We start from the raw sequence: 22,211 nt of genomic DNA on the forward strand, positions 1-22,211 counted from the left end.
CAGCCTCATCCGAAAGGAATCCGCCTTCATGGCCATCCCCGCCTGGTTCACCGAGGACCGCTTCGGCATGTTCGTCCACTGGGGCCTCTACGCTCTGCCGGCCCGCCACGAGTGGGTGAAGAACCGCGAGCGGATCACGGACGAGGACTACGACCGCTACTTCCGCCACTTCGAACCGGACCTGTACGACCCCCGCGCCTGGGCCCGGGCCGCCAAGCGGGCCGGAATGAAGTACGTGGTGCTCACCACCAAGCACCACGACGGCTTCTGCCTGTGGGACTCGAAGCTGACGGACTACACGTCGATGAACACCCCGATCGGCAAGGACCTCGTCGCCGAGTTCGTCGAGGCCGTGCGCGCCGAGGGGCTTCGCGTCGGCTTCTACCACTCGCTCATCGACTGGCACCACCCCGACTTCGTCATCGACGGCCTCCACCCGCGCCGCGACGACCCGCCGGAGGAGATCGCGCGGCTCAACGAGGGCCGCGACATCGCCCGGTACCGCGCCTATCTGCACGGGCAGGTGGAGGAGCTGCTGACCCACTACGGCCGCATCGACTACCTGTTCTACGACTTCTCGTACAAGCGGGGCAGGCACAGCGAGGTGTTCAACGCCAAGGGTGCCGACGAGTGGGGCTCGGAGGAGCTGCTCAAGCTCACCCGCCGCCTCCAGCCCGAGATCATCGTGAACGACCGGCTCGAAATCCCCGGTGACCTCGTCACGCCGGAGCAGTACCAGCCCGACAGGGCCATGGAGGTCGACGGCGAGCCGGTGGTCTGGGAGGCGTGCCAGACCCTCAACGGCAGCTGGGGCTACGACCGCGACAACCTCAACGTCAAGAGCGTCGAACTCCTGCTCCGGATGCTCATCGACGGCGTCTCGAAGAACGGCAACATGCTGCTGAACGTCGGGCCCACCGGGCGCGGCGATCTGGACCCGACCGCCGTCGCCACGCTGGAGGGCATCGGCGAGTGGATGTCCCACCACGAGCGGTCGATCCGCGGCGCGGGCCCGTCCTCGTACGAGGCACCCGTCGACACCCGCTACACACAGCGCGGCAACCGCCTCTACCTCCACCTCTTCGCCTGGCCCTTCACCCATGTGCACCTCCCGGACCTGGGCGGCAAGGTCGAGTACGCGCAGTTCCTGCACGACGCGTCCGAGATCCACTACCGCGAGATCGACCCGTCGGCCACGGCCCAGAACACCACGATCGGCGGCCAGCCCCCGGGCACCCTGACCCTCTCGCTGCCGGTGGTCCGGCCCGATGTCGCGGTGCCGGTCGTGGAACTCTTCCTGCGGGAGGACGGCTGACGGACGTGAAGCGCCCCCGCCGCCCGGCGAGGCGGCGGGGGCGCGTACCTCACAGCTCCAGCACGGCGTGCACCGGCAGATGGTCGCTGGGGAACTGGCCGCCGCTGGAGAAGGTGTCGATCGCGGCGTAGCGGCTCCGTACGCCCGGCGAGGTGAGGATCCAGTCGATCCGGTCGCCGTCGGGGACCAGCGGTTTGTAGCCGTGGAAGGTCGCGTACAGCTTGCTGCGCCGGTCGGCGGCGTCCCACGCGTCGGTCAGGGAGCCGCCCTTCAGCAGCGTGTCGTAGACCGGGTTGCCGTGGGCGGCCACGTTGAAGTCCCCGGTGATGATGCGGGGGAGGGCCGGGTCCAGCCCGGCGAGCCTCGCGTTGATCAGTCCGGCGGAGCGCTCCCGGGCGTACTGGCTGATGTGGTCGAGATGGGTGTTGAGGGCGTAGAACTGCCGGTCGGTGGTCCGGTCGTGGAAGCGCACCCAGGTGACCATGCGCACCACGGCGCCGCCCCAGGTGTTGGAGCCGACCACATACGGGGTGTCGGACAGCCAGAAGTGGTCGTACTCCAGCGGCTCCAGCCGTCTGGTGTCGTAGAAGACGGCCATGAACTCGTCGCGGCTGCCGCCCGCCCGCCCCGTGCCGAGCCAGTCGTAGCGCGGCCCGAGATCGGCGGCGATGTCGCGCAGCTGCCCGTACAGCCCCTCCTGGGTGCCCAGCAGATGGGGCTCGGCGCGCTGCAGCAGCTCCCGCATGACGGGGCGCCGCTGCGCCCAGGAGTTGGGCGCGGTGTCGCTGGCGTAGCGCAGGTTGAAGGTCATGGTGTGCAGCCGCGAGCCGCCCACGGGGAAGGCCGGGCCGTCCCCGGCGGTATCGGCCCGGGCCTCCGGCTGGGTGGCGAGCGGCAGGGCGAGGGCCGCGGCGGCCGCGGCGCGCATTCCGTGGCGACGGCTGAACCGAGGTGCGGGCATGGCTCCTCCAGGGGTCCGGCGATGACCCCAGTATCAGGCCGTCCGGTGGGAATGAAGTGGCCTGCGGAAGCCGCGAGTTGGAACGTACGGAGTCCGGATACGAAACGGGCGGCTCACACCGGGGCGCGGCCGCCGGGGAGTTCCGGCAGCCGGGGGGTGTAGAGCCAGGCGGTGAACAGCGCGTCCAGGGGCTGCGCCGTGTGCCGCCGCGCCAGGGCCGTGAACTCCATGGTGGTGACGGTGGCATGGCGGTGGGTGGCCGTCCACTCCCGCAGCACCGCGAAGAAGGCGTCGTCGCCGACGACCGTACGCAGCGCGTGCAGCGTCAGCGCGCCCCGCTGGTAGACCCGGTCGTCGAACATCCGCGGCATGCCCGGGTCCGCGACCAGCAGATCCTGCGGCAGCTCCGCCATCCAGGCGTGCGCGCGGGCGGCGTGGACGGCGGCCGGGAGGCCGCCGGAGAACTCCGACCACAGCCACTCGGCGTACTTGGCGAAGCCCTCGTTCAGCCAGATGTGGCGCCAGTCGGCGACGCTCAGGCTGTTGCCGAACCACTGATGGGCCAGCTCATGGGCGACCAGCCGCTCACAGCCGCGCTCCCCGTCGACATGGTTGGCGCCGAAGACGGAGAGCGTCTGCGCCTCGACCGGCACCTCCAGCTCGTCGTCCGTCACCACCACCGCGTACTCGTCGAACGGATACGGGCCGAAGAGGTCCTCGAAGGCGGCCACCATCCGGGGCTGGCGGGCGAAGTCGTGGTCGAAGCGGTCCCGCAGCCGCGGCGGCACGGCCGCCCGCTGGGGCACCGGGCTCACCGCCGCGTCGGTCAGCTCGACCAGGTCGTACAGGCCGATCTGGACCGTGGCGAGATACGTGGCCATCGGCGCGGGATGGTCGTACACCCAGGTCGTGGTGGAGGCACCGACCGTGCACGAGTCCAGCGTTCCGGCCGCGACCACCGCGTACGGCGACGGCGCGGTCACCGCGACCCGGTACGACGCCTTGTCCGCCGGGTGGTCGTTGCACGGGAACCAGGACGGCGCGCCGATCGGCTGGCCCGCCACCAGCGCCCCGTCCTCCAGCTGTTCCCAGCCCAGGTCGCCCCAGTGCCGGGTCTTCACCGGCCGGGGCACGCCGACATACCGCACCTCGACCGTGAACGGCGTCCCGGCGGGCAGCGGGCGCGCCGGGCGGATGCGCAGCTTGTCCGCCCGGTGGGTGTAGCGGGCCGCGCGGACACCGTCGACCAGCACCCCGTCGACCCGGAACGCACCGAGGTCCAGGCTGAACCCGGACAGCGGCTCGCCCGCCGCGCCCGGCTCGGCGACCGCCGAGATCCGGGCCCGGCCCGAGATCCGGCCGGTGCTCGGACGGCAGGTCAGCTCCAGGTCGTAATGGGTCACCCGGTAGCCGCCGTTGCCGTGCCCGGGCAGATACGAGTCCCCGGACCGGTCCGCCCCCGCCACGCCGCCGGGCGCGGCCTGCGCCCGGCCGCCCTTGCCCTTGCTCACTTCGCCGTACCCTCCGTCTTCCGCATCTCCGGTGCCTTCTCCTGCTGCCACGCCGCGATCGGGTTGCCCAGCCACCGGGTGCCCGCGGGCAGCGCCTCGCCGCGCATCACCAGCGACGCCGGACCCACCGTGGCACACTCGCCGACCGTGGCGCCCGGCAGCACGATGCCGTGCGGGCCCAGGGTGGAGCCCTGCTCCAGCACCACCTCGTCCATGCGCATGATCCGGTCGTGGAAGAGATGCGTCTGCACCACACATCCCCGGTTCACGCTCGCCCCGGCGCCGATCCGGACCAGATCGGCCTCCGGCAGCCAGTACGTCTCGCACCAGGCCCCGCGCCCGATGCGCGCGCCGAGCCCCCGCAGCCACCAGTTCATCAGCGGCGTACCGGACAGTGCCCCGGCCAGCCACGGTACGGCCAGCACCTCCACAAAGGTGTCCGCCAGCTCGGTGCGCCACACGAACGAGCTCCACAGCGGGCGTTCGGTCGCCTTGAACCGGCCCACCAGCAGCCACTTGGCCAGCACCGCCACGGCGCACGCGACCAGACCGCCCGCCAGCAGCAGCACCCCGCCGCCCGCCACGGCGGCCGGGAACCCCCACCGTCCGGCGACCGCGCCGAAGGCGGCCAGCACCAGCACCGCGAGCGCCGCGCCGCCCATGACGGGCACGATCCGGCAGAGTTCGACGGCGCCGCGCGCCCACTTCAGCCGCCGCGCCGGGCGGTACGTACGGCTCTGGTCGCCCTCCTCGGCCGCCCGCGGCAGCCTCATCGGCGGCATCCCGAGCCACGAGCTGCCCGCCTTGGCGCCCTTGGGCGCGGCGGACAGCACGCCCACCAGACCGCGCTTGGGGACTGAGCTGCCGCCCGCGGCCATACCGGAGTTGCCGAGGAACGCCATCTTGCCGACCCGCGACTCGGCGATCCGCAGCCGGCCGCCGCCCAGTTCGTACGAGGCGACCATGGTGTCGTCGGCGAGGAACGCGCCGTCGCCGACGGTGGTCATCGACGGCAGAGCCAGCACGGTGGACGCCTCGACCCCGCGGCCGACCTTCATCCCGAGCGTCCGCAGCCACACCGGGGTGAACAGGCTGGCGTACAGCGGGAACAGGTGCACCCGCGCCATGTCCATCAGCCGCTCGGTGACCCACGCCTGCCAGGCGATCCGCCCATGGACCGGGTGATCGCCCGCGCGCAGCCCGATGCCGAGCGTCCGCACCCCGGCCAGGATGAGCAGCGCGTAGCAGACCATCCCGGCCACGGTCGCCAGCGGCACGGCGGCCAGCGCGTGGAGCAGCGCCGTGCCCCCGTCGCGGGTGCCCCGTACGAACAGCGCGAGAACGGCGAGCGCGGGCAGCAGCGCCAGCGCGGGCAGCAGGGTCAGCCCCAGCGAGGTGACCCCGTACACCAGCGCCCAGCGGCGGGTGCGCGGCGGCCGGTCCTCGGGCCGGTGCTGCGCCGCCTTGCCGGACTTGGCGGCCGGTACGCCCGCCCAGCGGCGCCCCGCGGGCACCGCGCCGGTCACCCCGGACCCCGGGGCGATCTCGGCGCGCTTGCCGATCCGGGCGCCGGGGAAGAGGGTGCTGCGCGCGCCGACCGTGGCGCCCGCACCGATCCGGATCCGGCCGATCCGCAGCCGGTCGCCGTCCAGCCAGTGGCCGGACAGATCGACCTCGGGCTCGACCGCGCTGCCCCTGCCGAGCTTGAGCATCCCGGTCACCGGCGGCAGCGCGTGCAGATCGACGTCCGAGCCGATCCGCACGCCCAGCGCCCTGGCGTAGTGGGTGAGCCAGCTGCCGGACAGGCCGGTGGCACCGCTCAGTTCGGCCAGCCGCTCGGCCGTCCACAGCCGCAGATGGACACCGCCGCCGCGCGGGTACGTGCCCGGCTTCAGGCCCCGCAGCAGCAGCCGTGCCCCGCCCGCGGCGATCGCGACCCGGCCGGGCGGCGATACGAAGAGCAGCCAGCCGGCCGCGATCCACCACCAGGAGACGCTGGGCGCCCAGGGGGCGGAACCGAGGAGGTGCAGCACATTGAGGACGGCGGCCCCGGCCACGCCCCAGCGCAGCCCGGCGACCGTCAGCAGCGGCAGCATCAGCAGCGTCTGCGCGACCCCGGTGCGCCGGGGCACCGGCCGTACGGTGCGCGCGGCCGTCGCCTCGCCGCTCATCGCGTCCAGCGTCCGGGCGAGCGCGCCCAGCCGCGGGTTCTGGTAGATGTCGCTGACCGACCCGCTGGGGTAGCGGTCGCGGATCCGCGAGACGAGCTGGGCGGCGGCGAGGCTGCCGCCGCCCGCCGCGAAGAAGTCGGCATCCGGCCCGCTCGCCGGGGTGCCCAGCACCTCGCCCCACAGCTCGGCGAGCCAGCTCTCGGTCCCGGTCAGCTCGTCCGCCGGACCGGCCGTGCCGACCCCCGGCAGCGGCCAGGGCAGCGCGGCCCGGTCCACCTTGCCGGAGGTACGGGTGGGCAGCGTGCCGACCACCGCGAGCAGCGGCACCAGCGCCGCGGGCAGCACCTCCCGCAGCCGGTGCAGCGCGTCCGCCTGGTCGAAGCCGCCCTCCGCTGCGTTCTCCTCGGGCACGACGTACCCCACCAGCAGCTGGTGGCCCGCCTTGGTCGTCCGTACCGCGGCCGCGGCGCCCGCCACGCCCGGCAGCGCCTGCAGCGCGGAGTCCACCTCGCCCAGCTCGATGCGGCGGCCGCCCAGCTTGACCTGTTCGTCGGCCCGGCCGACGAACAGCAGCCCCTCCTCCTCGGCGCGCACCAGGTCGCCGCTGCGGTACGCCCGCGACCAGCCGAGCGACGGCAGCGGGGCGTACTTCTCGGCGTCCTTCGCCGGGTCGAGATAGCGGGCCAGACCGACCCCGCCGATCACCAGCTCGCCGACCTCGCCCATGGGTACGACCTCGCCCCGGGAGTCCACGACGGCCAGCTCCCAGCCGTCCAGCGGCAGCCCGATGCGCACCGGGCCCTCGCCGGTCAGCTGCGCGGCGCACGCCACGACGGTGGCCTCGGTCGGGCCGTAGGTGTTCCACACCTCACGGTCCTCGACGGCCATCCGCTCGGCCAGCTCCGGCGGGCACGCCTCGCCGCCGAAGATCAGCAGCCGTACGTCGTCCAGCGCCTCCACCGGCCACAGCGCCGCCAGCGTGGGCACCGTGGAGACCACGGTGATCTCCTGCTCCACCAGCCACGGCCCGAGGTCCACACCGGTGCGCACCAGCGACCGGGGCGCGGGCACCAGACAGGCGCCGCTGCGCCACGCGAGCCACATCTCCTCACAGGACGCGTCGAAGGCCACCGAGAGCCCGGCCAGCACCCGGTCGCCCGGGCCCATCGGCTCGTCGGCCAGGAACAGCCCGGCCTCGGCGTCCACGAACGCGGCCGCGCTGCGGTGGCTGACGGCGACGCCCTTGGGCTTCCCCGTCGATCCGGAGGTGAAGATGATCCACGCGTCGTCGTCGGGCCCCGGGCGGCCGGGGGCGCCGTGCGGCTCGGCTCGTACGGTCATCTCCAGCCCGGCGCCGAGTATCACGCTCACCGCGGCCTCGGAGAAGACCAGCTCGGCCCGCTCGTCCGGGTCCTCCGCGTCCACCGGCACATAGGCCGCTCCTGCGGCCAGCACGGCGAGGATCCCGACGTAGAGGTCGGCGGTCCCGGAGGGGACGCGGATGCCGACCCGGTCGCCGACGCCGATGCCCGCCCCGGTCAGGCGCCGCCGCATCCGCTCCACCTCGGCGAGCAGCGCCCGGTAGTTCAGGGCGTGGCTGCCGTCGTCGACGGCGGGGGCGTTCGGATGGCGGCGGGCCGTCTCGCCGAGCACGTCCATGAGGGTGCGCTCGGGGTGGCTGCCGCGCCCCGGGAACAGGGCGCGCGGCGCCGCCGGCTCCGCGGTGGGTGCGGGCAGCGGGTCGATCAGCGTCTGGGACTCGTCTACTACAGTCATCCGGCCTCTCCGGCATCGGTGGACCGAGAGTTCGGCGACACCGTCCGCATCACCGGACCAACGGCCTCTGCCACTCCGGCTCCACACTGAGCCGGGTCCCGAACACCCGCTCGCGGCCCATTGCCGCCGCGAGGGCGAGCACTCGGGGCGGCCTTCAGCGGCCGCCCCGAATTCGCGGCCACCGATGGCCGGAAGGGCTTGTTCCGCCCCCCAACCGAACCGGCGCCGCACACGCCGAACAGGCAGTTTACCCAGTGTTAACAGGAGCCGCTCGCGTTACGGGACGCCCGCGGCAGCGGGCGATGGCCAGGTGGCCCGGCGGCCCGCCATCCGCGCACACTCCCGTCACTCGCACATCGTGCCTGGTGGGAGCCGGTTTCCCGGGTGGCATTCGCGGCTCGAAGGACACGTCCGGAGCGGCTGATCATCCTGTGTCCGGACTCACAGCGGCCCCGGACAGGGGGGGGACCACATCCGGTCACGGAGTACCACCCGGCGGTGCTTGGCCGATCGTTCAAACCGGACCCGGGCATCTTGGCCGATGCGCGCATCCCCGCGCCCACCCCGCGGGCGCATCATCAGGGGCCATGCGGCAGCGGAAGGAGCGGGTCGGTGCAGGGTGAGAACAAGCTGACAAGGCGCCGGAGCGTGGCGGGCCTGGTCGCCGATGCGAGCGGTGGTCCGCTGCGGCGCACCATGGGGCTGAGCCAGCTCACGCTGCTCAGCGTGGGCGCCACCCTCGGCACCGGGATCTTCGTGGTGCTGGGCGAGGCGGTGCCCGAGGCCGGTCCGGCGGTGGTGGTCTCCTTCGTGCTCGCCGGGGTCACCGCGCTGTTCTCGGCGCTCTCGTACGCCGAGCTGGCGGGCATGATCCCGGGCGCCGGGTCCTCGTACAGCTACGCGTACGCCACCCTCGGCGAGCTGGTGGCCTGGGTCTGCGGCTGGTGCCTGATCCTGGAGTACGGGGTGTCGGTGGCCGCGGTCGCGGTCGGCTGGGGCCAGTACGTCAACGAACTGCTCCAGCTCACCGTCGGCTGGACGCTGCCCGACTCCCTCGCCGCCCCGCCGGGCGCGGGCGGGGTGCTGAACGTGCCCGCCGCCGTGATCGTCATCCTCGCCATGGTGGTCCTGCTGCGCGGGGCGCGGCAGAGCGCGGTCGCCAACGCCGTCATGGTGACGGTGAAGGTCGTCGTGCTGCTGATGTTCTGCGCGGTCGCCTTCACCGCCTTCCACGCCGGGAACTTCCGCCCGCTCTTCCCGCTCGGCACCGCCGGGATGACCGCGGGCGCCGCCTCCCTGTTCTTCTCGTACATCGGCTTCGACGCCGCGTCCACGGCCGGGGAGGAGGCGAAGAACCCGCAGCGTGATCTGCCGCGCGCCATCATCCTCTCGCTCGCCCTGGTCACCGCCCTGTACTGCGCGGTCGCGCTGGCGGCGGTCGGGGCGATGCCCTGGCAGCGGTTCGCGGGCACCGAGGCCACGCTGAGCCAGGTGCTGGTGCGCTCGGTCGGCGGCGGCAACCTGTGGCCCGTCCTGCTGTCCATCGGCGCGGTGATCGCCACCACGAGCGTCGTGCTCACCGTGCAGTACGGCCAGATCCGCATCCTCTTCGCCATGTCCCGTGACGGGCTCATGCCCCCGCTCTTCTCCAGGGTCCACGCGCGGACCGGGGTGCCGCGCGCGGGCACCGTCATCGTCACCGCCTTCGTCACGGTCCTCGCCGCGCTCATTCCGCTCGGCGCCCTCGCCGACGCCACCAGCATCGGCACCCTCTTCGCGTTCGGCCTGGTCAACCTGGCCGTGCTGATCCTGCGGCGGCGCAGCCCGGACGCACCCCGCGGCTTCCGGGTGCCCTTCGCGCCGGTGACCCCGCTGCTCGGCGTGGCCTGCTGCGTCTACGTGATGTACGGGCTCGGCGCCGACACCTGGATCGCGTTCGGCGCCTGGATGGCGGCGGGGCTCGCGGTGTACGGGCTCTACGGCATCCGCCACTCCGCGCTGGGCCGCGCCGCCACCCCCGAGAAGACCGTCGAGGAGACCACCTCATGAGCACCCCCGCGACCGCCCTCGACCCCGCGGCCACCGATGTCGTCGCGCTCACCCGCGCCCTGGTCGACATCCCGTCCGAGAGCGGCGAGGAGGCGGCGCTCGCCGACGCCGTCGAGACCGCGCTGCGCGCCCTGCCGCATCTGACGGTCGAGCGGCTCGGCGACTCCGTGGTGGCCCGCACCGGTCTTGGCCGCGACCGGCGGGTGATCGTCGCGGGCCATCTGGACACCGTCCCGGCCGCCGGAAACCTGCCCGCCCGCCTCGACCCGGAACGGCTCCACGGGCTCGGCGCCTGCGACATGAAGGGCGGTGTCGCGGTCGCCCTGCGGCTCGCGGCCACGCTCACCGCCCCGGTCCACGACGTGACATACGTCTTCTACGCCTGCGAAGAGGTCTCCGGCGACCGCAACGGCCTCGCCCACATCGCCGCCGCCCGGCCCGAACTGCTCCACGCCGACCTCGCGATCCTCATGGAACCCTCCGACGCCGGGGTCGAGGCGGGCTGCCAGGGCATGCTGATGGCCGACATCACCGTCCGCGGCGCCCGCGCGCACACCGCCCGCGCCTGGCAGGGCGTCAACGCCGCCCACCGCGCCGCCGCCGTGCTGAAGCGGCTGGACGACCACACCGCCGAACGCGTCGTCATCGACGGCCTGGAGTACCGCGAGGGGCTGAGCGCCGTCGCCGTGCGCGCGGGGGTGGCCGAGAACGTGGTCCCCGACAGCTGCGTGATCACGGTCAATCTGCGCTTCGCGCCCAGCCGCGGCCCCGAGCGCGCTGAAGCGTACGTACGGGACCTCTTCCCCGAGTACGAGGTGGAGATCACCGAGGTCACCCCCGGCGCCCTCCCCGGACTCGACCGGCCCGCCGCCGCCTCGTTCGTCGCCGCGGTGGGCGCGGAGCCCCGCCCCAAACTGGGCTGGACCGACGTCGCCCGCTTCACCGCGCTCGGCACCCCGGCCCTCAACTACGGCCCGGGCGACCCGTCCCTGGCGCACACTCCGGGGGAGTACGTGCCCCTCGCCCAGCTGCGCGCGTGCGAGACGCGGCTCGCGGACTGGCTCCGGCGCGCCTAGGGGCGCGCCAGCGTACGCAGCTGAAGCCACAGCACCAGCCGCTCGTCCGGGTCGTCCAGATCGACGCCGAGCTGGGAGCGCACCTGACGGAGCCGGTAGCGGCAGGTGTTGGGGTGCACCGCGAGCAGCTTCGCCGCCCGGCCCATGTCGCAGCCCGCGTCCAGCCAGCACACCAGGGTGCGGGCGTAGTCCGTGCCGTGGTCGGCGTCGTACGCGAGCACCTCCCGCCACGCGCCCGCCGACAGCTCCCGCCGCTCGCCGAGGAGCCCGGTGAGCCGGAACAGGACGGCCCGGGCCCGCACCTCGTGCACGGCCGCGACCGCCTCGTCCGGCCGCAGCACCCGCAGCACCAGATCGGCGTCCTCCCGCGAACCGGGTATCTCCGCCGGGTCCGGCACCACCTCGCCGAGACCGGCCCGCACCGGCACCCGCAGCGCCTGCCCGGCGCGCCGCACGATGTCCTCCGCGAGCCGCCGCTGCCGCTCCCCGGCGGCCCCGCCGCGCTCCCCGGCCACCGGCAGCAGCGCGTACACCACCCCGTCGACCAGGACGCACGCCTGCCGCCCGTAGCGGGCCTCGCACTGCAGCCGTACGAGGTCCAGCAGCCGCAACGCGGCCTGCTCGCCGTCCGGCGCGGACGCCGCCGCGTCCAGGGCGAACGCGGCCACCCGCAGCGGGACGCCCGGGGTGAGGCCCAGGCGCTGGGCGGCGGTGGCGGGGTCGGTGGTGCCGTCCAGCAGCCGGCGCAGCAGATCGCCGGTCAGATGACGCGACAGCTCGGCCGACGCCCGCGCCCGCAGCAGCAGGAGGGCGGCCGCGGAGGCGCCCTGGGCGAGCTGTGTCTCCGCGTCGGGGGCGAGCGTCCCGTCGTCCACGACCCACAGGGAGCCCAGGGTTTCGCCGCCCGCCCGGACGGCGACGGCCAGCCGCGGCAGTTCGCCCGCGCCGAGGGCGGCGAGCCGGACCGGGCCCCGGGCGGCGAACAGCGTCCGGTACTGCTCGGTGTTCTCGGGGCTGTCCGGCACCTGACGGCCGAGGATGCCCTGCCGCCTGGCCTCGTCGACCGGCTGCCCGGGCACGGTGGAGTACGCGAGGACGCTCTGCCGCGGATCCTCGATGACGGTGGCGCCGCCCACCGCCGCCGCCACCGCGCCCGCCAGCGAGAACAGATCCCCGAGCGCGGCCCCGTCGCCCGCCGGGGACGGCCGCGCCCCGAGGCTTTGCGCGAGCAGCAGATGGACGTGGTGCCAGGCGGCGTCCTCGTCCACGGAGAGCAGGGCCGTACCGCACTCCTCCGCCTCGGCCACCGGCCCGGCCGCGCCGCGCACCACGACCCCGGCCATACCGGCGGCGGCCGCCTCCCGCACCAGCGGCCCGGCGGCCTCCGCCCGCACCCCGACGGCCAGCAGCAGGGCGCCGTGCGCCCGGGCGGGCAGCGGCGCGTGGGCGTCGTACAGCAGCACCTCGGTGACGGGCGCGGTGAGACCGGCCGGGGGAGTCAGCGGGCGCAGGGTGGGTTCGCCGAGAACGGCGAGGATGTCCCCGAGGGTGCGGGCGTCCATGGGTGCAGTGCCCCGATCATCGTGATTGGCCGATCGTCACAGGACCCTAGGACGTCTTTGTGCGGCTGGACAAGGGGCGCCTCGGGTGCGGCCGGGGAGACTCGTTGCCATGACACCAGCAGTGACGAGGGACGCCGGTGCGCTCGCGTCCGCCGCCGCCCACATCGCCGGGGTCGGCGTCCGCACCGTGGACGATGTGGCCGGTATCGGGGCGGTGGCCGACTTTCTCGCCGACGTATGGCAGCTGCCGCACACCAATCCGCCCTACCCCAGCGAGGTGCTGCACAGCCTCGTCCACGCGGGCGGCGCGGTGCACGCCGCGTACGGCACCGGCGAGCGGCTGGTGGGGGCGGCGGTCGCGGTGTTCGGGCCGCCCGCCGACCGATGCGCGTACTCGTTCGTGGCGGCGGCCACCGCCTCCGACCGCGGGGTCGGCTACGCGGTCAAACAGGTCCAGCGGGTCTGGGCGCTGGAGCGCGGCGCCCGCACCATGCGCTGGACCTTCGACCCGCTGGTGCGCCGCAACGCCCGGTTCAACCTGGTCAAGCTGGGCGCCGTCGGGGCCGAGTACCTGGTCGACCTGTACGGGCCGATGAACGACGGGGTGAACGACGGCGACGAGAGCGACCGGCTCACCGCCGCCTGGGACCTCGCCGACCTCGACGCCGGAACGACGCGCAGCCCTGATCCGGCCGAGGTGGCCCGGGAGCGTGCCACGGTGGTGCGCCCGGCCCCGGACGACGGCCCGCTCGCCGTACGGGACGACCGGCGGCTGTGGTGCCGGATCCCCGAGGACATCGTCGCGCTGCGCGCCGCCGACCCCGCCCAGGCGCTGCGCTGGCGGCACGCCGTGCGGGAGGTGTTCACCGACGCGTACGCCGAGGGGCTGCGCGCCACGTCGATGTCCCGCGACGGCTGGTATCTGCTCACCCCCGACACCGCAGAGGAGCCGCGGCCATGAGGCTCGAACGCGTCGAACTGCTCCATGTCGCCCTTCCGCTCGTCACCCCCTTCCGCACCTCCTTCGGGACGATGACAGCCAAGGACACCTTCCTGCTGCATGCCGTCACGGACGAGGCCGAGGGCTGGTCCGAGTTCGCCGCCGACCCGGAGCCGCTGTACTGCTCCGAATTCGTCGCCGGTGCCGAGACCGTGATCCGCGACTTCCTGCTGCCCCGCGTCGCCGCCCTCCCGGAGCCGACGACGGCGGCCGTCGCCCCCGCGATGGCCGCCGTCAAGGGGCACGAACTCGCCAAGGCCACCGTGGAGACGGCCCTGCTGGACGCCGAACTCCGCGCCTACGGCATGCCGATCGCCACCTTCCTCGGCTCGGTCCGCGACCGGGTGCCCGCGGGCGTCTCCGTCGGCATCAAGAACTCCCTCCCCGAGCTGATCGACGACGTCGAGCAGTATCTGGACGAGGGGTACGTCCGCATCAAGCTCAAGATCGAGCCGGGCTGGGACGTGGAGCCGGTGCGCGCGGTGCGCGAGCGATTCGGCGACGCGCTGCCCCTGCAGGTCGACGCCAACACCGCGTACACCCTCGCCGACGCCCCCCACCTGCGGAAACTGGATGCCTTCGACCTGCTGCTCATCGAGGAGCCGCTGGCGGAGAACAACCTGCACGCCCACGCCCAGCTGCAGCGGCGGCTCACCACCCCGGTCTGTCTGGACGAGTCCATCCACACCGCGGCCGATGCCGCCTCCGCGATCGCCATGGACGCCTGCCGGGTCATCAACGTCAAACCGGCCCGGGTCGGCGGCTATACGGAGGCCCGCCGCATCCATGACCTCGCCACCGCCCACGGCGTCCCGGTGTGGTGCGGCGGCATGCTGGAGACCGGTATCGGCCGGGCCCCCAATCTGGCCCTCGCCGCCCTCCCCGGATTCACCCTGCCCGGTGACACCTCGGCCTCCAAGCGGTACTTCGCCGAGGACCTCACCGAGCCGTTCGTCCTGGCGGACGGCCATCTGCCGGTGCCCACCACGCCCGGCATCGGCATCGCCCCGCTGCCGGACACCCTCGCCCGCTTCACTACGGCCACCCGGGTGCTGTACCGCGGGTGAACAGAGCTCTGCCATGATCGACGGCATGGACGGCACACAGGGCGGGGCGGACCGGGACCAAGGCCGGGAAGAGGGCTATCTGCTGGACAACCGGCAGACCGAGGCGGGCGTCCGGTTCGGCGCCCTGGCCGAGCTGTTCGACCCGAGCACCTTCCGCCACGTCGACCGGCTCGGCATCGGCCCGGGCATGCGCTGCTGGGAGGTCGGCGCGGGCGGCCCCTCCGTCCCCGAGGGGCTGGCGGAACGCGTCGGGCGCACCGGACAGGTGATCGCCACCGACATCGACGTGTCCTGGACCCGCACCACGGCCACCGGTCCCGACCGGGTGATCGAGGTGCTGCGCCATGACGTGGCCGTGGACGCGCCGCCGCCCGGCCCGTTCGACCTGGTGCACGCCCGCCTCGTCCTGGTCCACGTCCCCGACCGGGCCGAGGCCCTGCGCCGGATGATCCAGGCGCTGCGGCCCGGCGGATGGCTGCTGCTGGAGGACGCCGATCCGGGGCTCCAGCCGCTGCTGTGCCCGGACGAGTCCGGCCCCGAACAGCGCCTCGCCAACCGGCTGCGGTCCGGTTTCCGCGAGCTGATGGCGGCGCGCGGCGCGGACCTGGGTTACGGGCGCACCCTGCCCCGGCTGCTGCGCGAGGCGGGGCTCACGGACGTGTGCGCCGACGCCTACTTCCCCGTGGCCTCACCGGCCTGCAATGTGCTGGAGGCCGCCACCGTGCGGCAGATCCGCGCCCGGCTGGTGGCCGCGGGCCTGGCCACCGACGAGGAGATCGACCGGCACCTCGGACACGTCGCCACCGGGCGCCTCGACCTGGCCACCGCCCCGATGATCTCCGCCTGGGCGCGCCGCCCCTGAGCACCCGGGGAGCCCCTACCTCAGCCAGCCGAACGACAGCTCCACCGCCCGCTGCCAGTTCGCGTACTCCGCCTGCCGCCGCTGCGGATCCATCGTGGGCAGCCACTGCCCGGCCCGGTGCCAGTTGCGGCGCAGCCCCTCCAGGTCCGGCCAGTAGCCGACGGCGAGCCCCGCGGCGTACGCGGCGCCGAGCGAGACGGTCTCCGACACCATGGGCCGTACCACCGGTACGTCGAGCACATCGGCCAGGAACTGCATCAGCAGATTGTTGGCCGTCATGCCGCCGTCGACCTTCAGCGCCTTCAGCGGCTCGGGCGAGTCGGCGTTCATGGCGTCGACGACCTCGCGGGTCTGCCAGCCGGTGGCCTCCAGCACCGCGCGGGCGAGATGGCCCTTGGTGATGTACGAGGTGAGGCCGACGATCACGCCGCGCGCGTCGCTGCGCCAGTGCGGGGCGAACAGACCCGAGAAGGCGGGCACGATGTAGCAGCCGCCGTTGTCCTCGACGCTGCGGGCCAGGGTCTCGATCTCCGGTGCGCTGTGGATCAGGCCCAGCCGGTCGCGGAACCACTGCACCAGCGAGCCGGTGACGGCGATCGGCCCCTCCAGGGCGTAGACGGGCGGCTCGTCGCCGACCTTGTAGCCCACGGTGGTGAGCAGCCCGTGCCGGGAGCGGACGAGGCTGGTGCCGGTGTTCAGCAGCAGGAAGCTGCCGGTGCCGTACGTGCACTTGGCCTCGCCGGGTGCGAAGCACGTCTGCCCGAACAGCGCCGCCTGCTGGTCGCCGAGCGCGGCGCCGATCCGCACGCCCGGCAGCACCTCCCGCGCCACTCCGTAGCCCTCGGCCGAGGGGCGGATGTCGGGCAGCATCGCCCGCGGCACGCCGAAGTACGACAGCAGCTCGTCGTCCCAGGCCAGGGTTCGGATGTTCATCAGCATGGTGCGGCTGGCGTTGGTGGCGTCGGTGATGTGCAGCCCCCCGGCAGGACCGCCGGTGAGATTCCAGATCAGCCAGCTCTCCATCGTGCCGAAGCACACCTCGCCGCGCTCCGCGCGCTCCCGCAGCCCCCGGACATGGTCGAAGAGCCAGCGGATGCGGGGCGCGGAGAAGTAGGTGGCGGGGGAGAGGCCGCAGCGGTCGAGGAAGAAGTCGTCCCCGGTGTCGCGCCGCAGCTCCTGGACGAGCGCGTCGGTGCGGGTGTCCTGCCAGATGATCGCGTTGCCCACGGGATCGCCCGTACGGCGGTCCCACACCACCGTGGTCTCGCGCTGATTGGCGATGCCGATGGCCGCGATCTGCTCGGGGCCCGCACCCGCGTCGCGCAGCGCCCGGGGCACCACGCGCCGCAGATTGGACCAGATCTCGGCCGGGTCGTGCTCCACCCAGCCGGGCTTGGCGTAGTGCTGCCGGTGTTCCCGCTGGGCGACGGACGCCAGCCGCCCCTGGTGGTCGAAGAGGATGCACCGGGTGGACATGGTGCCCTGGTCGATGGACATCACATAGCGTTCAACCATGGCGTTGCCTGCCTTCGGGCGGATACGCGCGGGGCATCGGGTGAGCGGGACATGGGGGTCACCAGCGGGACGCGCCGAGGTCGCGGGAGATGGCCCGTGCGGCGTCCCGGGTCAGGCCGACCAGCGACGGCTGGGGCACGCCCTTGCTGTCGCAGACGCGCTCCACGGTGCCGGACACCCCGACCGCGCCCACGACCAGGCCGCCCTGGCCGCGTATCGGTGCCGCGATGTCCGCCTCGCCCATGACGGTTTCCTGGACCGCGGACGCCCATCCGGCCTCCCGGATCGCGCCCAGCGCCTGGTTCAGCGCCTGCGGGGAGACCAGCGTGTGCCGCGTGTAGGTCTCCGGCTCCGCCTCCAGCAGCGGTTCCACCGGCGTCGCCCCGAACGCCAGCAGGACCTTGCCCAGGGCGCTGGCGTGCAGCGGCAGCAGCGAGCCCACGTCGAGGGTCTGGAAGGTGTCGTCGGGCCGGAAGACATGGTGGACGATGAGCACCTTGCCCTCCAGCGGCACCCCGATGCGGACCGCCTCCCCGCTGCGGGCGGCGAGGGCGTCGGCCCAGTTGAGGGAGCGGGACCGCAGCTCGTTGATGTCGAGGTAGCTGGTCCCCAGGTGCAGCAGCGCCGCGCCGAGCTGGTACTTGCCGGTGGCCCGGTCCTGTTCGACGAAGTCGACGCTCTGCAGGGTGCGCAGAATGCCGTGCGTGGTGCCCTTCGCGAGACCCAGTGAGGCGGCCACCTCGCCGAGTCCGAGCCGACCGGAACCCTGGGCGAGCAGCCGCAGGATCGCCGCCGCCCGCTCGATGGACTGCACCGGGCCGGCCATGACGTGATCGTAGCTCTTCGGGCATGCGTTCACCCCCGCACGGGAACGTTCGGTAATGCCGACCAGGATTCGTTGACCCCGCCGGTCGTCGTCCATAGCGTCCGTATCAGGACATGAGGAACACGACCGGCGGACCATCTGGAAGGAGGAGATATGACGGATCAGCTGACCGTCCCGTGGACCGGCGGAGCGTACGTCGATCATCACTTTCCGGTGCCGCATCTCCACGAAGCCGTGGCCACCGTGCGGCGGCGGGCGCATGCGCTGCTCGCCGACTGGGGGCTGGCCGCGGACAGCCTGGAGGACGCGCTGCTGGTGGTCTCGGAACTGATCACCAACGCGGTTCTGCACGCCCTGCCCCCGGCCGTCCTGCGGCTGCGCTGGAGCGAGGCCAAGGGGTGCGGCACCCTGCACATCGCGGTCACCGACGGCGGACCGGCGCCTCGGCACCCGGACTCCCCGGAGGAGGCCGAGCCCGATGAACACGGGCGCGGGCTCGGCATCGTGACCGCGCTCTCGGCCCGCCACGGCACCCACCCGGGCCATGGGGGAATCGTCACCCGGTGGGCGGAGATGCCCATCGGCTGACCGGTGCGCGGCGAGGGCCCGGTTCACTGGCGCTCGTGCGGGGAGATGGCGAGAACGGCGACGTCGTCGTGGAGCGCACGGGCGTGGGCCGGGAGATCCATGTTGAGGAACTCGATGACGTCGAGGGGCTCCGGGGGCGGCGCCCCGGCGAACCGGTCGCGCAGCCGGTCGAGGAGGGGATAGAAGGCCCCCGAAGCGTCGCGGGCCTCGATCAGCCCGTCCGTGCACAGCAGCAGCACATCGCCGCGCAGAAAGCGGTGGTACACCGGCACCGGGCTCTCCTCGGCCAGCGCGCCCAGACCCAGCGGCAGGGACGGCGGCCCGCTCAGCGTCATCACCTCGCCCCGGGAGATCAGGACGGGCTCGATGTGCCCGTGGTTGATCACCGTCAGCCGGTGCGCGAGCGGGTCGTACTCGATCAGCGCGGCGGTGACGAACAGCTCGTCGTCCGGAATCTCCATGGCCTCCCGCGCGATCCGGCTCTCCAGCCGGGCACAGACCTGCCCCAGATCCCCCGGTTCGTAGACGGCCTGGCGGAAGCCGCCGAGCACATCGGCGACGGTACGGACCGCCTGCAGCCCCTTCCCCCGGACATCGCCGATGATGGCCCGCTCCCCGGTCCGGGTGGCGCGGATGTCGAAGAGATCACCGCCGATCATGGTCCCGGCCTCGGCGGGGCGGTAGAGCCCGGCCGTCAGCACATGGCCGACCTCGTGCGGCAGCGGCCGCAGCAGGGTGCGCATCAGGGCCTCGGTCACCGAGGTCGCCCGCACCAGCTGCTTCTCCTGGCGCTTGCGGTGGGCGGCCAGCGCGGTGCCGAGGGCGCCGACCAGGGCGGTGGAGAGGTACGAGGCGACGTAGTGGCGGTCCCAGAGATAGCCGACGCTGCGGCCCGCGCAGCACGGAGTCCCGGCCAGCACCCCCTCGAAGACCACGGTGAACAGCGTGACCCCGGCGACCCCGGCCGGGCCGAGCGTGAACGCGGCCACCACCGGCAGGGCGATGAGCAGGAAGCTCACCGGCCACTCCACGGGTGTCACGGGCTCGATCGCGAGGATCGCCGCCACATAGAGGACCGGCAGCCAGCGCAGCCAGGCCGGGGGAGCGGGCACGCCCGGCAGCGTGTCCCGGATCTGCGCCGTCACGCTCCTGGATGCCTGGGAGCGCACGGTGCGCCAGCCTCGTCCGGCCCAGCCTCGTCGGACCCCGCCAGGTCCTCCGGTACGTCGTCCACGACGCGGATGACGCTGTTCGGGCAGAGCCGCGCGGCCAGCCGGGCCTTCCCGCGCAGTGCGGCCGCGGGGCGGTCTTCAAGGACGACGACCATGCCGTCGTCCTCGGACTGGTCGAACAGCTCCGGCGCGTACAGGGCGCACTGACCGGCCCCCCGGCACCGGTCGCGGTCCACCTCGACGCGCATCGCGCTCATCCTTCCCAGGTGACGGGGAGCCGGTGGACCCCGTAGACGAGCATGTCGTCGCGCAGCGGCACCTCCTCGGGCGGCACCGCCAGCCGCAGGGTGGGAAACCGCCTGAGCAGCGCCGGGTAGCCGGTCCGCATCTCCATCCGGGCCAGATGCTGGCCCAGGCACTGATGGACGCCGTGGCCGAAGGCGATGTGCTCGGTGGCATCGCGGGTGAGGTCCAGGTCGTCGGGGGCCGGGAACCGGGCGGGGTCCCGGTTGGCGGCGGCGATCGAGGCGACCACGGTCTCCCCGGCCCGCACCCGCACCCCGGCGATCTCCACGTCCTCCCGGGCGACCCGGACCGTGCCGAACTGGACGATGGTCAGATAGCGCAGCAGCTCCTCGACCGCGGCATCGGCGGCTTCCGGCCGCTCGCGCATCAGCCGGGCCTGCCCGGGGTGGCGCAGCAGGGCGAAGGTGCCCAGGGCCAGCATGTTCGCCGTCGTTTCATGGCCCGCGATGAGCAGCAGCAGCCCCACCCCGGTCAGCTCCGCGTCGGAGAACTCCGCCGCCGGGGCCGCCCCGTCCGCGTCCCGGACCAGCTGCGACAGCAGCGCCCCGTCCGGCCGCCGCCGCTTGGCCGCCACCAGGTCCCGCATGTAGTCCCACAACGCGTCCCGGGCCGCGAAGATCTTCTCCTCGTCCTCGTCGATCCGGAACAGGGTGGCCGACCACGCCTGGAAGGCGGTCCGGTCGGCGTACGGCACCCCCAGCAGCTCGCAGATCACCAGAGACGGGATGGGCTGGGCGAACGCCCGCACCAGATCGGCGGGCGGCCCGGTGCGCTCCATCGCGTCCAGATGGTCCGTGACGATCCCCTCGATGCGCGGCAGCAGCCCCCGCATCCGCCGCACCGTGAAGGACCGGGAGAGCAGCCGCCGGTACCTGGTGTGCTCGGGAGGGTCCATGTTGATGAACGAGCCCACCCGGCGCGGATCGTTCTCCCGGACCGGAAACGCCCGGACCGGCGAGGAGGCCCGCATGCGGTCCGAGCTGAAACGGTCGTCCGCGAGCAGCTCGCGGACGTCCTCGTAGCCGGTGAGCAGCCAGCCCTCCTTTCCGTCCGGAAAGGCCAGCCGGGCGGCCTTCCGCCGGTCGCGGAGCGCTCCGTACGCACCGGGCGGGTCGAACGGGCAGCCGCGATGTCTGGGCAAGGAGACCGGGGACGGCCCGGATGAGGTGACGGACACGGATGTGCTCCCTTCCACCAGCCCTTCACATTCGAGCGTAATGGGTACAAAGCGGGCCTACTCGGCGTGGCCCCGGCGCGGGGCGCGCCCGGCGCGGGCGTGGCGTCGCGGTCAGGGCCCGGCGGCGAGGGGGCAGCGGGCGACGACGACGAGGGCCGCGTCGTCGTTGACCTGCCCGCCCGCGTGCTGGAGCAGGCTGTCGCGGAGATGGCCCGCCAGGGACTCCGGGCTGTCGCCGCGCCAGGCCGCGATGCGGTCGGCCAGCGGGAAGAAGGCGCCGTGCGCGTCGCGCGCCTCGATGACCCCGTCGGTGTACAGGACCAGGAGATCGTCGTCCTCGAAGCCGAACGTCTCGACCGTGCACTCGTCCCACGGCACCAGGTCCAGCCCCAGCGGCAGCTCGGGTTCGCCCAGCTCCAGCGCCCGTACCGTGTCCCGGCGCACCAGCAGGGCCGGTGGATGGCCGCAGTTCACCATTCCGGCGACCGGGCGGTCGTCGTACACGTCCACCATCAGCGCGGTGACGAACGACTCCTGGGCCGCACCCTCGTCCACCGCGCCGTGCCGCCAGTTCCAGCGCACCGCGTTGCCCAGATGGGCGGCGATGCCCGGCAGCGTGAGATTGCGGTACGCGGACCCGCGGAACGCGCCGATCAGCACCGCCGCGTCCCCGATGGCGGCCAGCCCCTTGCCGCGCACGTCGCCGATGAGCAGCCGGGTCGCGCCCTCGGTACGGACCGCCGCGTACAGATCGCCGCCGATCTGGGCCTCCTTCTCGGCGGACAGATAGACGGCGGCGATCCGCAGCTGCCCGACCCGGTCGGGAAGCGGCCGCAAGAGCACCTCCTGCGCCGCCACGGCCACCGACCGCACCTGCGACAGCCGTCGCTCCCGCCGGTCGGTCACATACCGGAACCCGGTCACCAGCACGGAGATCACCACCAGGGTCCCGATATGGGCCTCGTAGTCGTCGGCCATCAGGCCCTCGTGCAACTGCCCGATCGCCAGCTGCGCCGCGACGGCCAGCGCCCCGATCGTCCCCGTGGCCAGGGGCCCCGCGAACGAGGCGGTGATGGCGGGCGCCACCGCCAGGAACGGCCCGAGATGGATGGCCTGCGGCGCCTGGATGTCGATCAGAGTGATCGCCAGGATGACGGCGAGCGGAAGGAGGAGCAGCGCCGGGCTCGACCGCGATGACCTGCTGGGCGGAGCGGGGGCGTGCCGAAGGCGCATATCTCCTGCTTACACCCGTTGCCCCCGTGGTGCCCGGCCTCCGC

At 73.5% G+C, this 22,211-nt stretch carries 17 protein-coding genes; 7 read left to right on the top strand and 10 right to left on the bottom strand.

Annotated elements, in window-relative coordinates; translation table 11 throughout:
* Positions 1-28 precede the first annotated feature (28 nt).
* Positions 29-1,315 carry an alpha-L-fucosidase gene (locus ACZ59A_RS16490; protein WP_470959029.1) on the top strand — a complete coding sequence of 429 codons (1,287 nt, stop codon included), beginning with the start codon at positions 29-31 and terminating at the stop codon, positions 1,313-1,315.
* Positions 1,316-1,364: 49 nt separating this feature from the next.
* On the opposite strand, the gene ACZ59A_RS16495 is transcribed toward ACZ59A_RS16490, so the two are convergent.
* The 3 genes from ACZ59A_RS16495 to ACZ59A_RS16505 all read right to left on the bottom strand — a co-directional run bounded on the left by ACZ59A_RS16495 (position 1,365) and on the right by ACZ59A_RS16505 (position 7,734).
* Positions 1,365-2,276 carry an endonuclease/exonuclease/phosphatase family protein gene (locus ACZ59A_RS16495; RefSeq protein ID WP_470959032.1) on the bottom strand — a complete coding sequence of 304 codons (912 nt, stop codon included), beginning with the start codon at positions 2,274-2,276 and terminating at the stop codon, positions 1,365-1,367.
* A 113-nt stretch (positions 2,277-2,389) separates the two neighbouring features.
* Entirely contained in the window at positions 2,390-3,787 is a 1,398-nt protein-coding gene (locus tag ACZ59A_RS16500; RefSeq protein WP_470959035.1) for a M1 family metallopeptidase, read from the bottom strand.
* A complete protein-coding gene (locus ACZ59A_RS16505; protein WP_470959038.1) occupies positions 3,784-7,734 on the bottom strand; it encodes a Pls/PosA family non-ribosomal peptide synthetase in 3,951 nt (1,316 codons plus the stop codon). Before ACZ59A_RS16505 ends, ACZ59A_RS16500 begins: the two co-directional genes overlap by 4 nt.
* 612 nt (positions 7,735-8,346) lie before the next feature.
* Between ACZ59A_RS16505 and ACZ59A_RS16510 the strand changes: the two genes are divergently transcribed.
* Together ACZ59A_RS16510 and dapE are read left to right on the top strand one after the other, a co-directional pair.
* On the top strand, positions 8,347-9,783 hold the full coding sequence (locus ACZ59A_RS16510; RefSeq protein WP_468045407.1) for an amino acid permease: 1,437 nt from the start codon (positions 8,347-8,349) through the stop codon (positions 9,781-9,783).
* The gene (dapE, locus tag ACZ59A_RS16515; RefSeq protein WP_470959040.1) at positions 9,780-10,859 is read left to right on the top strand and encodes a succinyl-diaminopimelate desuccinylase; all 1,080 of its coding nucleotides are present in this window, start codon (positions 9,780-9,782) and stop codon (positions 10,857-10,859) included. Before ACZ59A_RS16510 ends, dapE begins: the two co-directional genes overlap by 4 nt.
* Here the strand turns inward: dapE and ACZ59A_RS16520 are convergent.
* Complete coding sequence (locus tag ACZ59A_RS16520; RefSeq protein WP_470959043.1) at positions 10,856-12,421, bottom strand: PucR family transcriptional regulator; 1,566 nt, start codon at positions 12,419-12,421, stop codon at positions 10,856-10,858. The two genes, dapE and ACZ59A_RS16520, sit on opposite strands and share 4 nt — an antisense overlap.
* 109 nt (positions 12,422-12,530) lie before the next feature.
* On the opposite strand from ACZ59A_RS16520, the gene ACZ59A_RS16525 reads away from it, so the two are divergent.
* From ACZ59A_RS16525 to ACZ59A_RS16535, 3 genes are read left to right on the top strand one after another with little or no spacing between them, the layout of a single operon-like run.
* Positions 12,531-13,382 carry a chorismate synthase gene (locus ACZ59A_RS16525; RefSeq protein ID WP_470959045.1) on the top strand — a complete coding sequence of 284 codons (852 nt, stop codon included), beginning with the start codon at positions 12,531-12,533 and terminating at the stop codon, positions 13,380-13,382.
* Positions 13,379-14,488 carry an o-succinylbenzoate synthase gene (gene menC, locus ACZ59A_RS16530; RefSeq protein WP_470959048.1) on the top strand — a complete coding sequence of 370 codons (1,110 nt, stop codon included), beginning with the start codon at positions 13,379-13,381 and terminating at the stop codon, positions 14,486-14,488. The genes ACZ59A_RS16525 and menC overlap by 4 nt, the downstream gene beginning before the upstream one ends.
* A gap of 25 nt (positions 14,489-14,513) precedes the next feature.
* Positions 14,514-15,350, top strand: coding sequence for a class I SAM-dependent methyltransferase (locus ACZ59A_RS16535; protein WP_470959051.1), 837 nt, complete (start codon positions 14,514-14,516; stop codon positions 15,348-15,350).
* A 15-nt stretch (positions 15,351-15,365) separates the two neighbouring features.
* Here ACZ59A_RS16535 and glpK read toward each other — a convergent pair whose 3' ends face one another.
* Together glpK and ACZ59A_RS16545 are read right to left on the bottom strand one after the other, a co-directional pair.
* Positions 15,366-16,865, bottom strand: coding sequence for a glycerol kinase GlpK (gene glpK, locus ACZ59A_RS16540; protein WP_470959053.1), 1,500 nt, complete (start codon positions 16,863-16,865; stop codon positions 15,366-15,368).
* A 58-nt stretch (positions 16,866-16,923) separates the two neighbouring features.
* Positions 16,924-17,691, bottom strand: coding sequence for an IclR family transcriptional regulator (locus tag ACZ59A_RS16545; protein WP_470959055.1), 768 nt, complete (start codon positions 17,689-17,691; stop codon positions 16,924-16,926).
* 153 nt (positions 17,692-17,844) lie between these two features.
* On the opposite strand from ACZ59A_RS16545, the gene ACZ59A_RS16550 reads away from it, so the two are divergent.
* Positions 17,845-18,279, top strand: a complete 435-nt coding sequence (locus ACZ59A_RS16550) for an ATP-binding protein (protein ID WP_470959058.1) — start codon at positions 17,845-17,847, stop codon at positions 18,277-18,279.
* Between the two features lie 23 nt (positions 18,280-18,302).
* Here ACZ59A_RS16550 and ACZ59A_RS16555 read toward each other — a convergent pair whose 3' ends face one another.
* The 4 genes from ACZ59A_RS16555 to ACZ59A_RS16570 form a co-directional block, all read right to left on the bottom strand.
* Positions 18,303-19,424 carry a PP2C family protein-serine/threonine phosphatase gene (locus ACZ59A_RS16555; protein ID WP_470959061.1) on the bottom strand — a complete coding sequence of 374 codons (1,122 nt, stop codon included), beginning with the start codon at positions 19,422-19,424 and terminating at the stop codon, positions 18,303-18,305.
* Positions 19,421-19,708, bottom strand: coding sequence for a ferredoxin (locus ACZ59A_RS16560; protein WP_470959063.1), 288 nt, complete (start codon positions 19,706-19,708; stop codon positions 19,421-19,423). Before ACZ59A_RS16560 ends, ACZ59A_RS16555 begins: the two co-directional genes overlap by 4 nt.
* The gene (locus ACZ59A_RS16565) at positions 19,705-20,934 is read right to left on the bottom strand and encodes a cytochrome P450 (RefSeq protein WP_470959066.1); all 1,230 of its coding nucleotides are present in this window, start codon (positions 20,932-20,934) and stop codon (positions 19,705-19,707) included. The genes ACZ59A_RS16560 and ACZ59A_RS16565 overlap by 4 nt, the downstream gene beginning before the upstream one ends.
* Before the next feature lie 111 nt (positions 20,935-21,045).
* The gene (locus tag ACZ59A_RS16570) at positions 21,046-22,167 is read right to left on the bottom strand and encodes a PP2C family protein-serine/threonine phosphatase (RefSeq protein WP_470959068.1); all 1,122 of its coding nucleotides are present in this window, start codon (positions 22,165-22,167) and stop codon (positions 21,046-21,048) included.
* Positions 22,168-22,211: the final 44 nt, after the last annotated feature.

The organism is Streptomyces sp. NPDC040405 (genome assembly GCF_055595765.1).